This is a genomic window from Rhodococcus sp. NPDC059968, from assembly GCF_042738615.1.
GTDB lineage: Bacteria > Actinomycetota > Actinomycetes > Mycobacteriales > Mycobacteriaceae > Rhodococcus_F.
This window is the reverse complement of the sequence record NZ_JBHWUE010000006.1, coordinates 74,847-88,590: the sequence shown is the minus strand read 5'-3', so window position 1 is coordinate 88,590 and position 13,744 is coordinate 74,847. Positions and strand designations below refer to the sequence as shown.

14 protein-coding genes are annotated in these 13,744 nt (G+C 67.3%); 6 read left to right on the top strand and 8 right to left on the bottom strand.

Translation table 11 applies throughout. From position 1 onward, the window contains the following. Window positions 1–11: 11 nt before the first annotated feature. Window positions 12–635 carry a Tat pathway signal protein gene (locus ACFWAY_RS08580; protein WP_378451764.1) on the bottom strand — a complete coding sequence of 208 codons (624 nt, stop codon included), beginning with the start codon at window positions 633–635 and terminating at the stop codon, window positions 12–14. 118 nt (window positions 636–753) lie between these two features. Between ACFWAY_RS08580 and ACFWAY_RS08575 the strand changes: the two genes are divergently transcribed. Then, on the top strand, window positions 754–2,406 hold the full coding sequence (locus tag ACFWAY_RS08575) for a GAF domain-containing sensor histidine kinase (protein WP_378510441.1): 1,653 nt from the start codon (window positions 754–756) through the stop codon (window positions 2,404–2,406). An 8-nt stretch (window positions 2,407–2,414) separates the two neighbouring features. Here the strand turns inward: ACFWAY_RS08575 and ACFWAY_RS08570 are convergent, their stop codons facing one another. Then, window positions 2,415–3,050 (bottom strand): response regulator, encoded by a 636-nt coding sequence (locus ACFWAY_RS08570; protein ID WP_378451762.1) that lies wholly within the window; start codon window positions 3,048–3,050, stop codon window positions 2,415–2,417. Between the two features lie 172 nt (window positions 3,051–3,222). Between ACFWAY_RS08570 and ACFWAY_RS08565 the strand changes: the two genes are divergently transcribed. Together ACFWAY_RS08565 and ACFWAY_RS08560 are read left to right on the top strand one after the other, a co-directional pair. Next, complete coding sequence (locus tag ACFWAY_RS08565) at window positions 3,223–4,086, top strand: nitroreductase family protein (RefSeq protein WP_378510440.1); 864 nt, start codon at window positions 3,223–3,225, stop codon at window positions 4,084–4,086. A 20-nt stretch (window positions 4,087–4,106) separates the two neighbouring features. Beyond that, on the top strand, window positions 4,107–4,475 hold the full coding sequence (locus ACFWAY_RS08560) for an acyl-ACP desaturase (protein ID WP_378510439.1): 369 nt from the start codon (window positions 4,107–4,109) through the stop codon (window positions 4,473–4,475). A gap of 24 nt (window positions 4,476–4,499) precedes the next feature. Here ACFWAY_RS08560 and ACFWAY_RS08555 read toward each other — a convergent pair whose 3' ends face one another. The 3 genes from ACFWAY_RS08555 to ACFWAY_RS08545 all read right to left on the bottom strand — a co-directional run bounded on the left by ACFWAY_RS08555 (window position 4,500) and on the right by ACFWAY_RS08545 (window position 7,436). After that, complete coding sequence (locus tag ACFWAY_RS08555; protein ID WP_378451759.1) at window positions 4,500–5,390, bottom strand: universal stress protein; 891 nt, start codon at window positions 5,388–5,390, stop codon at window positions 4,500–4,502. Between the two features lie 48 nt (window positions 5,391–5,438). Further along, entirely contained in the window at window positions 5,439–6,479 is a 1,041-nt protein-coding gene (locus ACFWAY_RS08550) for an LLM class F420-dependent oxidoreductase (RefSeq protein ID WP_268789637.1), read from the bottom strand. Between the two features lie 72 nt (window positions 6,480–6,551). Further along, window positions 6,552–7,436 carry a universal stress protein gene (locus ACFWAY_RS08545; RefSeq protein ID WP_378451758.1) on the bottom strand — a complete coding sequence of 295 codons (885 nt, stop codon included), beginning with the start codon at window positions 7,434–7,436 and terminating at the stop codon, window positions 6,552–6,554. A 249-nt stretch (window positions 7,437–7,685) separates the two neighbouring features. Between ACFWAY_RS08545 and ACFWAY_RS08540 the strand changes: the two genes are divergently transcribed. Next, window positions 7,686–8,159 (top strand): RrF2 family transcriptional regulator, encoded by a 474-nt coding sequence (locus ACFWAY_RS08540; RefSeq protein WP_378510438.1) that lies wholly within the window; start codon window positions 7,686–7,688, stop codon window positions 8,157–8,159. Between the two features lies 1 nt (window position 8,160). Beyond that, entirely contained in the window at window positions 8,161–9,342 is a 1,182-nt protein-coding gene (locus tag ACFWAY_RS08535) for a globin domain-containing protein (RefSeq protein WP_378451756.1), read from the top strand. Between the two features lie 18 nt (window positions 9,343–9,360). On the opposite strand, the gene ACFWAY_RS08530 is transcribed toward ACFWAY_RS08535, so the two are convergent. Next, complete coding sequence (locus ACFWAY_RS08530; RefSeq protein ID WP_378451755.1) at window positions 9,361–10,869, bottom strand: glutamate--cysteine ligase; 1,509 nt, start codon at window positions 10,867–10,869, stop codon at window positions 9,361–9,363. Between the two features lie 118 nt (window positions 10,870–10,987). Between ACFWAY_RS08530 and ACFWAY_RS08525 the strand changes: the two genes are divergently transcribed. Then, a complete protein-coding gene (locus ACFWAY_RS08525) occupies window positions 10,988–11,248 on the top strand; it encodes a hypothetical protein (protein ID WP_005251602.1) in 261 nt (86 codons plus the stop codon). A gap of 4 nt (window positions 11,249–11,252) precedes the next feature. Here ACFWAY_RS08525 and ACFWAY_RS08520 read toward each other — a convergent pair whose 3' ends face one another. Further along, window positions 11,253–12,041 (bottom strand): M23 family metallopeptidase, encoded by a 789-nt coding sequence (locus ACFWAY_RS08520; protein WP_378510437.1) that lies wholly within the window; start codon window positions 12,039–12,041, stop codon window positions 11,253–11,255. Window positions 12,042–12,154: 113 nt separating this feature from the next. After that, complete coding sequence (gene cycA, locus ACFWAY_RS08515) at window positions 12,155–13,633, bottom strand: D-serine/D-alanine/glycine transporter (RefSeq protein WP_378510436.1); 1,479 nt, start codon at window positions 13,631–13,633, stop codon at window positions 12,155–12,157. Window positions 13,634–13,744 lie beyond the last annotated feature (111 nt).

The window sequence follows — 13,744 nt, the reverse complement described above, 5'->3', positions numbered from 1 at the left end:
TTCTCGAACGGTCAGGCGAGCACGGTGCCCAGCGTGGGCCACCAGATCGTGCTCTTGACGACGTCCGGTCCCACCTGGTGGTTCAGCGAGCCGTACACGGCCGCCACGACCAGACCGCTGCCGAGCCCGGCGACCGGCGGCGTGGAGACGACCGTGGGAACCGCGACGTTGTTCTGATCGAGCTTCACGATGCCGCTGGCACCGGTGGCGAAGCTGTAGTAGACGACGTCCAGTTCGGCGCCGGTCTGGTCGGTCGCGATGACGCCCGGTCCGCCGAAGAATCCGAAGCGGAACTGATTGCTCATGTTGGTCGCCACGCCCGCTCCGTACAGTTGTCCGAGGACCGGACCGCCCTGCCCGGTGTCGGAGTACGCGGGGACCTGGAAGATCTGGCCCGGGAGGGCGATGTTCGTTGCCGCGGTGTCGGTCGGCGACGCTGCGAGTCGCTCGATGGCGGCCTCGGCCTCGGGGTTTCCGGCGGCGACGGTGCGCAGCTTCGCGATCGCGGTCGCGGGATCGACGACGGGAGCGGAATCTGCTGGCTGCGCCGACACGACACCGGTGAACATCATCGTCGCTGCCACTGCAGCGGTCAGACCTGCCGCGACCCGTCGTCCGAAGTGCCGTCGATTCATTCTTCTTCTCCCTCGTCACATCAAATGGGTAAGCATTAGTTTGAATGAGTAAACACTCGAGCCCTTATCGACGCCGCGGTTCACGGCGTTACGCCGCCCCCGGACCTATGCTGCAGACATGGGATCGAACGGTGGGCACGAATCGAGGATCAGCGAGTTTCGGGAGGGGCTCGCCGACGTGGTCCCCACCCGCCGAAGTCTGCAACGCCTGTTCGAGGCGGTCCTCGTGGTCGGGTCGGGGCTGGAGCTGGATTCCACCCTGCAGCGCATCGTCGCTTCGGCCACGTCCCTCCTCGGCGCCCGATACGGCGCACTCGGTGTCCACGCACCCGACGGGGGCCTGTCGGAGTTCGTCTACGAGGGCATCACGCCCGAAGAGCGTGCGCACATGGGCCATCTGCCCGAAGGCCTAGGGCTGCTGGGACTGCTGATCCACGACCCCCGCCCGGTCCGCCTCGCCAACCTGGCCGATCACCCGGGGTCGATCGGCTTCCCGCCCAATCATCCGCCGATGAAGAGCTTTCTGGGCATGCCGATCATGATGCGGGGCAAAGTTTTCGGAAGCATCTATCTCACCGAGAAACTCAGCGGACCCGAGTTCACCGACGAGGACGAGGTGATCCTGCGCGCGCTCGCGACGTCTGCAGGCGTGGCGGTGGAGAATTCCCGGTTGTTCGAGGAATCGCGGACGCGGGAGCGGTGGTTGACGGCCGTCGCGACGATCACGTCCCGGCTGATGGTCGGCGGATCACTCGACGAAACGCTCCACACGCTCGCCGCCGAGGTACGCGAACTGTCCAGCGGCGACGAGGTCTTCATCGTCGTCACGCTCGGCGAGGGCGCCGTGGTCGGGGCGGACAGCACGCTGCGGCCGCTGCGCAACACTTTCCGAGTCGCCACCCAGGCCGAGCCGTTCGCCGAAGTGCTGCGCTCCCGCACTCCCGCACTGCTGACGGGTCTCGACGGTCTCGCACCGTTCTCCGCCGAAGCAGGCCGGGCCGCGGTGCTGCCGTTGTCGACGGCGTCGGGGGTCGGCGGGGTCCTGGTGGTCACGGCGCGTGGCAACACTGCGTGGGATCCGGACGAGGTCGCCCGACTCGAATCGGTGGCCGACTTGGCTGCCGTCGCGGTGGAATTCTCCGATCAGCAGAGCAAGCAGCGTCTTCTGTCGGTGCTCGCCGACCGCGACCGGATCGCGCGCGACCTGCACGACAACGTCATTCAGCGATTGTTCGCCACCGGCATGAGCCTGCAGAGCACCCACGCGGTCGGGGACATTCCGGACGGCGTGCGCTCCATCGTGGCCACCGCGGTCGAACAACTCGATCGTACGGTGCGCGAGATCCGCACCACCATCTTCGATCTGCAGGCCACCGGCATCGCGTCCGCGACCAGTCTGCGCCGTCGCCTCCTCGACGTGATCGGCGACCTCACCTCCCAGTCACCGATCGCGCCGAACGTCCAGTTCTCCGGCGCCATCGACACTCTCGTGCCCACCCGCATCCACCAGCACGCGGAGGCGGTGCTGCGGGAAGCCCTGAGCAATGCGCTGCGGCACGCGCGGGCTACCACCATCGACATCTCGGTGGCCGCCGGGGACGACCTCACCGTGACGGTCGCGGACGACGGCATCGGGATCGCCGACGGCGCCCGGCGCAGCGGTCTGGACAACCTCGATCGGCGCGCCGAGCACTGTGGCGGCACCTGCAGCGTCGACGCCGCCGGCGGCGGCGGTGGAACCGTCGTCACCTGGCGGGTTCCGTTGACGTGAAGAAAAATTCAGCGCTGGTTGCGTAGTTCAGTGGCCAGCACGGCCGCTTGCGTGCGTCGCTGCATCCCGAGTTTGGACAACAGCCGCGACACGTAGTTCTTGATCGTCTTCTCGGCGAGGAAGAGCCGCTCGGCGATCTCCCGGTTGGTGAGCCCCTCGCCGATCAACTCGAACACGGCGCGTTCCTGCTCGGACAGTTCCGCCAGCGGGTCTTCCCGGCGCGCGGACCTGATCCGGTTCATCAGCGCCGACGTCGCCCTGCTGTCGAGCAGCGAACCGCCCTCCCCCACCGTCCTCACGGCCGCGACCAGGTCGGTGCCGAGGATTTGTTTGAGGACGAATCCGGACGCGCCGGCCATGATGGCGTCGAACAGCGCCTCGTCGTCGGAGTACGACGTGAGCATCAGGCACCGCAGTTCGGGCAGGGCCGCGCGCAGGTCCCGGCACAGTTCGACGCCGTTGCCGTCGGGCAACCGGACGTCGAGCACGGCGACGTCCGCGCCGCTGCCCGGTATCCGCGCCAGCGCCTCGCCGACAGACGAGGCCTCCCCAACCACCTCGAGGTCGGGAACGCTGCCGAGTAGATCGACCAGGCCTCGTCGCACGATCTCGTGGTCGTCGACCAGGAACACCCGCGTGGTCATGTCTGCACCTCCACCGTCTACTCCTCGCACCGTACCGCGCCGGCGAACTCTGCCCACCCCTCCGGGACCTCTCCCTCACGCATTCGGGACCTTCGACCCAAGCGCACCCGCCGCGGTGCGCGGAAAGCTGTGGTTGCGGGTGAACACCCGGACACCACAAGTGGAGGTCGCGATGAACAGCTGGTCGCTCAGTGACATCGAGGTGGTCTCCCGCGCCATCGTCTCGGCTCCGTCGGTCCACGACACGCAGCCGTGGGATCTGCAGCTCGACGGCATGTGCGCGGAGATCAGCGAGCGTCGCGGTTTCACGGACACGCCGCGCGCCGACCGCGTGATCTCGTGCGGTGCAGGTGTCGCGAACGTGGAGCTCGCGTTGCGGGCGCTCGGCAAGAAGATCGAGACCGACCTGTTGCCCGATCCGCGTCGACCCGACCTCGTCGCGACCGTTCGGGCCGTGGGCACCGCGCCCCCGTCGAGCACCGATCTGAGACTCTTCTCCGCCATGGCCCGCCGCCGGAGTCATCGAGAAGCGTTCGCCGACATACCGGTTCCCGCGGCAATGATCGCCGACATCGCCTCCGCGGCGGAGACGGAGGGCGTCCGTGCTCGGCTGCTCACCGCGGACGAGGCGCCTGCGCTCGCCGACGTGCTCCTCTATTCCGCCGACCGGGTCCGGCAGGATCCCGGCCACCAGTGCGACCTCTTCCCGTGGACGTCGCACTGGCTCCCGCAGGGCGGTCACGAGTCGCTCGACGCGATCCGTACCGTCGTCACCCGTGGCGTCCCCGATTCGGCACGACTCGCCGCGGCCATCGAGAGCGAGACCGTCCTCGTGTTCGTATCGGACACGGAGGAGTCGATCGACCTGGTCCGCACCGGAATCGCGGTCGAACGTGCGTGGCTGACCGCCGTCGACGCCCGGCTGGGCGCCTCCATCCTCTCCCACCCGCTTCGCGTCGACGATTCGGCGCGTCGGCTCGCATATCGACTCGACGTGCCGGGCCATCCACAGCTGATCCTGCGAATCGGTTACTGATAGAACAGAAACGGAGTGCTGTGAGCCGCGTACTCACGGACCGCGAACTGCTGCACTATCTGGTCCTGACGCGAGGGGTCGACCCGGTAGCGCTCGAGCACGCTCGGATGGACCGGCGCCGCATGCACAACTTCGGCCGCAACGCGGTCCTGATCGCGAAGGGCGGCATCTACGACCTGCGGCAGCACCTCGACGACGTCGTCCTGCCCGTACTCCGGAAGTGGAACATGTTCGAAGGTAACGATTTCGGACCGGACGGTGAACGCTGCCGCGAGGAACTGGCGGTGTTCCTGCAGAGCCTCGAAGTCAAGGCCGTCCGGTTCGAAGAGTCCCGGGATCGGGCGCTCGCCCGCGAAGCCCGCCGCGGCGAAACTGTCGCGGCCCGCTGACGCCGGCCGATCCCGTCGGGGCGTCTAGCTTTCCGGCCTGACGATCATCACCGGGCAGTCCGCGGTGTGGAGCAACGCATTGCTGGTGGAGCCCAGCAGCATTCCCTTGAAGCCACCCCGGCCGCGGCTGCCCACGACGATCAGCTGCGCCTTCTCGGCGAACTCGCTGAGCACCCGCACCGGACGGTCCCGCGCGACGACGCGTTCGACCGTCACGTCGGGATACCGCTCCTGGTATCCTGCCAGGCGCTCCGACAGCACCACTTCTTCACCCGTCTGGATGCTGCTCCACAGCGGGTCCTCCGGACTTGCGCCGAGCGACGGCTGCACACTGACATCGCTCCACACATTGACCGTGACCAGGCTCGCACCGCGGGCGGCGGCCTGCTCGAACGCCACTTCCACCGCCGCCTTGCTGCTTTCCGAACCGTCGACGCCGACCACGATCGGCCCCTCCGTCGGCGGCTGCCCGTCCATGGTCCGCCCCCGGACGACCACCAGCGGGCAATGGCCGTGCGCGGCGACCGCGGAGGTGGTGGAACCGACCAGCAGACCGGTGAACTCACCGTGCCCGCGCGAACCGAGCACCACCGTGTGCGCGTTCGCGGAGAGCTCGATGAGTGTCTGGCTCACCTTGCCCTCGTGCTGTTCGGTGGTGATGTCGAGCGACTCGTCCACCGTCTGCTTGGCGTGCACCCGCGCACTGCCCAGGCGGGCCTTCGCCGTGTCCTCGAGTTCTTCCTTGAAGCTCTCGGCCAGATAGGGCTCGGTGTAATAGAAGGCAGGAATGTGCACCACTGTCACGATGTGCAGCGGGAGCGACAGTGCGGCGGCGGCGCGAGCGGCCCACGCCACCGCGGCCGAGGCCGACTCGGATCCGTCCACACCCACGACGATCGGCTTGATTCCGGTCATGGTCACCTTCCTGATTCTTCCGGCTGGGCACTGCTTGGGTTTGCGGGGCTACCCGCAGATCTTGCGGAGCTTCTCGACCAACGCGACGCGTCCCGCACGATCCGCGGCGAGCGGAGTGACGGTGAGTGTGGTGACCCCGGACTCGGCGAAGGCGGCCACCCGCTCCGCGACGTAGCTCTCCGGACCGATCAGCGACACGGCCCGCACCAGCTCGTCCGGCACCGCGGCGGCGGCCTCGTCCTTCTTGCCCGACAGGTAGAGATCCTGGATGGTCTCGGCTTCCTTCTCGTAGCCGTACCGGACCGCGAGGTCGTTGTAGAAATTCTTGCCCTTCGCGCCCATGCCGCCGATGTACAGCGCCAGTCCGGGGCGGACCCAGTCGAGCATGTGCTCGACGTCGTCGCCGATGGCGAGGGCTGGCGACGCGAAGACCTGCAGTTCGCCGAGGCTCGGATCGCGCTTCGCCTTACCCTTGGCCAGGGGCTCGCCCCACACGCTCGCGGCCTTCTCCGGGTGGTAGAAGATGGGTTCCCAGCCTTCGGCGATCTCGGCGGTCAGCTCCACGTTCTTCGGCCCCAGCGAGGCGATGACGATCGGGATGCGATCACGCACAGGGTGGTTGATGATCTTCAGCGGCTTGCCCAGCCCGGTGCCCTTCTCGGCGGGCAGCGGAATCTGGTAGTACTTGCCCTGGAACTCGACCTTCTCGCGGCGCCACACCTTGCGGCAGATCTCGACGACCTCGCGGGTGCGCCCGAGCGGGGCGTCGTACTTGACGCCGTGAAAGCCCTCGATCACCTGCGGGCCGGAGGCGCCGAGACCCATCACGAAGCGTCCGTCGGACACGAAGTCGAGGCCGGCGGCCGTCATGGCGGTCAGGCTGGGCGTGCGGGTGTAGATCTGGAAGATGCCCGACGCGAGTTCGAGTGTCGTGGTCTTGGCGGCGAGGTAGCCGATCTGGCTCACCGCGTCGAACGAGTAGGCCTCGGGCACGAACGCGATGTCGAGCCCGGCTTTCTCCAGGTCGGCGACCTCGTCGACCGTCTCGGCGAAACCGCCGCTGTAGTTCAAGCCCATACCTATGCGCACGTCGTTCCCCAATCCTGGCGTTATCTGCAACCTGTTCCTGCTTCAACCCAGACACTACTGCGAGCAATCGCGTCACGGGCGTGCAGGCCTCACGACGACAACCGGGCAATGTGCACCACCGACCAGGCTGTTACTGGTAGATCCGAGCAGCATCCCCTTGAATCCTCCGCGCCCCCGGCTGCCGACCACCAGCAGTTGCGCCTTCTTCGACCACTCGAGCAATCGCGCCCGCGGATTGTCGATGTACACCTCCCGGGTGACCTGCACGTCGGGGTACTTCTCCTGCCAGCCGGCGAGGCTCTCGGCGAGAACGGCGTGTTCGTCCTCCTCGAGTCCCTGCGGCACCAGGGCCGCGGCCCGCGGGTCCTCGAACGCTTTCGGTCCGAGGTCGCTCCAGACGTGGACGGCCACCAACGGCGCGTTTCGCAGCGACGCCTCCTGGAAGGCCACCGAGATCGCCCGCTCACTGGTGGGGCTGCCGTCGACGCCGACCACGACGGGCCCGCCGGCGTGGGCGTCACCGCGAACCACGACGACCGGGCAGTGCGCGTGGCTGGTGACGTTGATCGCCGTGTTCCCGAGCAGTGCGGTGGCGGCCGCCCCGGATCCGGACGCGCCGACCACTACGATCCGGGCGTTCTCGGACAGGTCGACGAGCCACTGAGCGCTGCTGCCGATCGAGAGTTCGGTGTAGACGTCGATGATGGGATTGACGGCGAACGCCTGCTCCTGCGCCTCGTGGAGAATCGCCTTGCCGCTCGCTTCGACCCACTCGTACACGCCGCCCGAATCCATGTAGGGGCCGCCGAACCCGTACGGAGCGAAGTCGAGTGCGTGGATGATCTTCAGGTTCAGTCCACGTTCGGTGGCCAGTTCTGCAGCCACCCGAACAGCGGACTTCGAGGTGTCCGATCCGTCGACACCGACGACGACGCTGTTGCGGTCCCGTGTGCTCATGGCTTCACACTATCCCCGGCCTCCGCTTCGCGTCTGCCGCCCTTCGTCTTTCGACGAGGGACTTAAGTCCTCATGAACTCGGGCTCTCCGCCCGTAGCCGCGACGGCCGGTTTCGGCGATGATGAGAAGATGGGGTCGTGTGTCCAAATCGAATACAACTGGGACACTGCACTTTCCGCTCCAATTTCACCCGAGCGACGTCCGTCACAAATTTGGAATCCGAGATGAGAATTAAAGTACGTTCGGGTCATGCAACTCACACAGTTCACCGACCTCGGACTGCGGGTGGTCATGCGACTGGCCGTCGCCGGGGACGGCGAACGACCGGGGAGCCGGGCGATCGCCGAGGAACTGTCGGTGTCGTACACCCACGCCGCCAAGGTGATTACCCGGCTGGGTGAGCTCGGCATCGTCGACGCTCGCCGGGGACGCGCGGGCGGTCTGGCCATCACCGAACTCGGGCGCACCGCGTCCGTCGGCTGGCTCGCCCGCCGACTCGAAGGCGATTCGGAGGTCGTCGACTGCGACGGCGCCCAACCGTGCCCGCTGCGAACGGGTTGCCTGCTGCGGTCGGCGCTGCGACGCGCGCAGAATGCGTTCTTCGAGTCGCTGGACGCCCTCACCATCGAAGACCTCATTCGGTCCCCCACCGGAACCGTGCTGCTCGCCCTCCCACGGGTCGCCACCACAACTTCCCAGATTTCTCGAACGATCGGAGAATGACATGCTCTCGCCCACCTCGACGGACGTCATCCGCGCCACCCTGCCCGTGGTCGGCGCCGCGATCTCGGACATCACGACGCTGTTCTACCGCAGGATGTTCGACGCGCACCCCGAACTCGAACGAGACCTGTTCAACCGCGGAAATCAGAAGCAGGGCGAACAGCAGAAAGCGCTGGCCGGGGCCATCGCCGCGTTCGCCGCCCTCCAACTCGAGCCCGATCAGGCGCGCGTCGACCTCATCCTGTCGAGGATCGCGAACAAGCACGCCTCACTGGGGATCGAGCCCTCGCAGTACGCGATCGTGCACACGCACCTGTTCGCGGCCATCGTCGAGGTCCTCGGTGACGCCGTCACTCCCGACGTCGCTGCGGCCTGGGACGAGGTGTACTGGCTGATGGCGGAGACCCTGATCGCAATGGAGGCCGGCCTGTACGCCTCGGCGGGAGTGGCGGTCGGCGACGTGTGGCGGGACGTGCGGGTCCGCGAGCGCCGCCACGAGTCCGCCGACACGGTGTCGTTCGTGCTCACTTCACTCGACGGCTCGCCGCTTCCGGCGTTCGCTCCGGGGCAGTACCTGTCCGTGGCGGTTCACCTGCCGGACGGCGCGCGCCAGATCCGCCAGTACAGCCTGTCGTCGGCCCCGTCGCTCGGCGACTGGAGGATCTCGGTGAAACGAGCGGGCGAGGTGTCGAACTTTTTGTACCACAACACCTTCGAAGACGACGTCCTGACGGTGTCGACGCCGTTCGGCGATCTCGTCCTGCAGGACGACGACGCACCGCTGCTTCTCGTGTCCGCGGGCATCGGGTGCACGCCGATGATCGGGATGCTCAGCCATCTCGCCGACACCGAGGACAGCCGACCGGTCTCGGTGCTCCACGCCGACCGGTCCGCCAGCAGTCACGCGCACCGCGCGGAGCTGACCGAACTCGTGGAGCGCCTGCCGTTCGCCGTGATGCACCGTTGGTACGAAGACCTGGGCGCCCGGCGGCCCGAGAGCAGCCTGCAGGAGGGACGCGCCGACCTCGGCGAGGTCACGATCGCGCCCGGCACCCGCGCCTACCTGTGCGGTCCGTTGCCGTTCATGCTCGGAATGCGGGAGGCGCTCCTCGCGAAGGACGTGCCCGCCGAGAACATCCACTACGAGGTGTTCGGCCCCGACAGCTGGTCGGCCACGGTGTGAGAGCCGCCGCGGCGCCGTTCACACCGGCCAGGTGTGGACGGGGCTGCCCTCACGCATGTTCTCCACGTACTGACGCAACATGGCGGCGAGGGCTTCCGGGCGGCTCAGACCGGCGTTCTCGTGCCGGACCACCTGCGCGCGCTGCCACGACGCCCCCGTCTGCCGGGTGACGCACCGGCCCTCGATGACGCTGAGGTAGCGGTCGCGGGCCTTCGCGGACAGCCCGAACGCGGCGAGCCCCTCGTCGGCGATCGGCAGCAGCCGCCGCAGGACGAGCTCGTCGGCGCCCGCGAACCCGACACCGGGCCAGTACAACTCGGCGTCCATGCCGTACTTCGCGCCCGCGTGCAGGTTCTCCTCGGCCGCGTTGAACGACATCTGCGACCAGACCGGCCGATCGGATTCGACGAGCCCGCGCAGCCCGCCGTAATAGAACGCGGCGTTCGCCATCGTGTCGAGCACGGTCGGGCCCGCGGGCAGCACCCGGTTCTCGATCCGCAGGTGCGGCTTGCCGTCGTCGCTGTCGTACACCGGGCGGTTCCACCGGTAGATGGTGCCGTTGTGCATCTGCAGTTCGCTGAGGTCCGGCACCCGGCCCGCGTCGAGTTCGGCCGACGGGTCGACGTCGGACACCTCCGGCAGCAGCGCCGGGAAGTATCGGGAATTCTCCTCGAACAGGTCGAAGACCGACGTGATCCACCGCTCGCCGAACCACACGCGGGGCCGCACACCCTGGTTCTTCAGTTCCAGTGGACGCGTGTCGGTGGCCTGCTCGAAGATCGGGATGCGGGATTCGTGCCACAACGCCTTGCCGGCCATGAACGGCGCGTTCGCGGCGAGCGCCACCTGGGCACCGGCGAGGCACTGCGCGGCGTTCCAGTGTGCGGCGAATTCGTCCGGCGCGACGCGCAGGTGCAGCTGCAGCGACGTGCACGCAGCTTCCGGGAGCACCGAATTGGCGTCCACCTTCAGCTGTTCGGCGAGCCGACCCTCGAGCGGCACACCCTCGAGGTCGAGTTCGATGTCCTCCCCGCGCGCGGCGAAGATCTGATCGTTGAGCTGCTCGTAGCGGGGATTCGCGGTGATCCACTCCCGGCCGAGGTGCTCGAGTTGCAGCGTCGGCAGCATGCCCACCATCACCAGCTGGGCGTCGTGCCCGTGGATCCGCGCGTCGGCGACGTGCAGCGACGCCCGCAGGGTGCGTTCGAGCTCGAACGTCCCCTCACCGGTCAGGGGACCCGGCCGGACATTCATCTCGACGTTGAACTGACCGAGTTCGGTCTGGAACACGGCGTCGTCGTCGATCGACTCGAGGACGGCGAGATTGGACATCGCGGGCGTCATGTCGGCGTGGACGAGATTGAACTCGATCTCCATGCCCAGCATGGGACTCGGCGGGTCGACGTCGTCGGCGAACGCTCCCTCCCGCAGCATCCTCTCGAGCGCGTCGACGCACATGAGCACCTTCTGCCGGAACAGGCGCCGGTCTGCTCGGGTGAATGTCCGAGACGTCACTTCGCGACCCATACCACTCCCCAACTGCGCGTCGAACTGCGCTCACGGGGGAGCATATCCGTTCATCCCACGCGAATGCGGGATGGCGGGCTAACCTCGAACCAGACGCTGGTGAGCGGAAGGATCTGAGATGACGCCTGATACCGACTCCAAGAAGAAGCCAGAGTTCTCAGTGGGCACGCGCGTGAAAACGCGGCATTCGGCCGATCACGAACTGGCCGAGAAGAAGTGGCCCCTGGAGGCCGGCGTCATCGTCGACGATTTCGCCGGCGTCCAGGACATCAGCAACGATTCGTACGGCCGGGACTGGGCCGTCTCACGACGCTGGGCGATCGCCCTCGACAGCGGACCACTCGTGTTCCGCAACGACGACGATCTCGAGCCGGAATAGGCCCTTACGCGTTGGCGCCTGCGTTGCCCCAGGTGACGGCCACGCCGCGGTCCTGCAGCCAGCGTCCCGGATCGATCTTGTTTCCGCTCGCGTCGTGTACCTCGAAGTGCAGGTGCGGTCCGGTGGACTCGCCGCGGTTACCGACGTGGGCGATTTCCTGCCCGGCGGTGACGCGCTGCCCCACGCTCACGGTGTAGTCGTTGACGTGTCCGTAGACGGTGACGGTGCCGTCGTCGTGCAGCAGACGGACCCACAGTCCGAAACCGGACGCCGCGCCGGCGTCGATGACCTGGCCGTCGGCCGCCGCGAGCACCGAGGTGCCGATGGGCGCCGCGATGTCGATGCCGCCGTGGTGTGCTCCCCAGCGGGAACCGAAGTTCGAGGTCAGCTTGCCCGACACCGGCTGAACCGCGTGGGGCTTGACCGGGTTGACGGACGACAGCCACTGCTGCGCCTGAGCGCCGAGGTCCGGGCCGCCGAGGTTCTGGGCGGCGGCACCGAGGTCTGCGGGCAGTTCGAAGCCGGCGGGAAGGACACCGGCCGGGATCTCGAACGGCAGACCCGGCAGGGTCTGAGCGCCGCTCGTCTCGTGGGAGTCGACGGGGGCGGCAGCAGCGTTCCCGGCGCCCAGCTGGGCTGCACCGACCACGATGGCTCCGGTGGCGGCCGCAACAGTCGCGGCCTTGATGCCCACGCCCGCTCCGGCCTGCTGGTTGCGATGGCGTCCGCGCGCCGCGTCCGGATCGATCTCGAAGCGAATGGAAGACCCGTTCGCCCGGTGGTGGGAACCCACAGTAAATACCTCGTCAGTCGTCGGATTGCAGCTCTCCCCATCCGGGGTGGGCTCCTCTGTCTGGCGAAGAATGTAACAAAACGATATAGGTCCGCGCCACCGTTACCGAACGTTTATGTTCGGCGCTCCTCGAGCTCGGCCTTGAACGCGGCGTACCGAGCGCGGTGCGGGGCGCGCCGGCGAATCACCGCCCATGCGATCCCGAGCACGACGAACCATACCGGTGTGACGAGGAGAGCCTCGAGGGTGTCGGCCTCCTGGGTCAACGCCCAGATGAGGAACACGAAGAACGCCAGGACGACCCAGCACATCACCACACCACCGGGCATCTTGAACTTCGACGCCTCGTGCAATTCGGGCCGACGCTTCCGATACACGATGTAGCTGGCCAGGATCATCGTCCACACGAACATGAACAGCACCGATGAGATTGTCGTCACAGTCGTGAAGGCCTCGATGACGGAGTCACCGGAGAACAGCAGCGCGATCGCCGACAGCAGGAAGGCGCACGAGAACATCAGCGCGTTGGCCGGGACCTTGCGGGAGGAGAGCCTGCCGAGCCCGGCCGGTGCGTCACCCTCCTGCGCGAGGCCGTAGACCATCCGGGACGTCGAATAGATTCCCGAGTTCGCCGAGGACGCCGCCGACGTCAGCACCACGAACTGGATGACTCCCGCCGCGATCCCCAGACCGGCGAGGGTGAACATCGCCGTGAACGGGCTCTCGCCGGGAACGACCTCACGCCACGGCGTGACCGAGATGATCACGATCAGCGAGACCACGTAGAACAACAGGATGCGGATCGGGATGGAGTTGATGGCCTTGGGCAGGTTCTTCTCCGGGTCCTTCGCCTCGGCCGCCGTGGTGCCGACGAGCTCGATACCGACGAACGCGAAGACCGCGATCTGGAATCCGGCCACGAAGCCCATCGCCCCGGTCGGGAACATGCCGCCGTCGTTCCACAGGTTGTCGAAGCCGGCCTCCGACCCGTTGGGCGACGTGAAGTGGGCGAACACCATCACGAGTCCGACGACGATGAGGCTGACGATGGCGATGATCTTGATCAGCGCGAACCAGAACTCGGTCTCACCGAACGCCCGCACGGTCGGCAGGTTCAGCAGCAGCAGCGCCGCGATGGCGACCACCGCCGGGATCCACAACTGGAGGTCGGGCCACCAGTACTGCACGTAACCGGAGATCGCGATGATGTCGGCGATGCCGGTGACGATCCAGCAGAACCAGTACGTCCACCCCGTGAAGAACCCGGCCCAGGGGCCGAGCAGGTCGGCGGTGAAGTCGGAGAACGACTTGTAATGCAGGTTGGAGAGCAGCAGCTCACCCATCGCCCGCATCACGAAGAACAGCATGAAACCAATGATCATGTAGACGAAGATCACCGACGGTCCGGCCAGCGAGATCGTCTTCCCGGACCCCATGAAGAGGCCCGTGCCGATTGCTCCGCCGATCGCGATCAGCTGGATGTGCCGGTTGGCGAGCTGCCTGGAGAGATGCGGCTCGCCGACCGGTCCCGCCCCTGAGCCATCACCCGGTTCCGATCCGATCGAGCCCGTCGAGGAAGTGCGGTCAGCCATGGAACACCTGCAACCCTTCTCAGTCCTTGCTGTCACCGTCCGAAAGCGTGGGTCACGTTACGCCGGGACCGCTCGCGGACGGCGGTCGAGGACGGTATTCCGCGTCGCGGG

Excerpts from the sequence above, each read along its gene's own strand:
- ACFWAY_RS08525 (WP_005251602.1), top strand. The coding sequence starts at position 10,988 with ATGACGCCTGATACCGACTCCAAGAAGAAGCCAGAGTTCTCAGTGGGC.
- ACFWAY_RS08535 (WP_378451756.1), top strand. The coding sequence starts at position 8,161 with ATGCTCTCGCCCACCTCGACGGACGTCATCCGCGCCACCCTGCCCGTG.
- ACFWAY_RS08545 (WP_378451758.1), bottom strand. The coding sequence starts at position 7,436 with ATGAGCACACGGGACCGCAACAGCGTCGTCGTCGGTGTCGACGGATCG.
- ACFWAY_RS08555 (WP_378451759.1), bottom strand. The coding sequence starts at position 5,390 with ATGACCGGAATCAAGCCGATCGTCGTGGGTGTGGACGGATCCGAGTCG.
- ACFWAY_RS08565 (WP_378510440.1), top strand. The coding sequence starts at position 3,223 with ATGAACAGCTGGTCGCTCAGTGACATCGAGGTGGTCTCCCGCGCCATC.
- ACFWAY_RS08530 (WP_378451755.1), bottom strand. The coding sequence starts at position 10,869 with ATGGGTCGCGAAGTGACGTCTCGGACATTCACCCGAGCAGACCGGCGC.
- ACFWAY_RS08570 (WP_378451762.1), bottom strand. The coding sequence starts at position 3,050 with ATGACCACGCGGGTGTTCCTGGTCGACGACCACGAGATCGTGCGACGA.
- ACFWAY_RS08580 (WP_378451764.1), bottom strand. The coding sequence starts at position 635 with ATGAATCGACGGCACTTCGGACGACGGGTCGCGGCAGGTCTGACCGCT.
- ACFWAY_RS08540 (WP_378510438.1), top strand. The coding sequence starts at position 7,686 with ATGCAACTCACACAGTTCACCGACCTCGGACTGCGGGTGGTCATGCGA.
- ACFWAY_RS08575 (WP_378510441.1), top strand. The coding sequence starts at position 754 with ATGGGATCGAACGGTGGGCACGAATCGAGGATCAGCGAGTTTCGGGAG.
- cycA (WP_378510436.1), bottom strand. The coding sequence starts at position 13,633 with ATGGCTGACCGCACTTCCTCGACGGGCTCGATCGGATCGGAACCGGGT.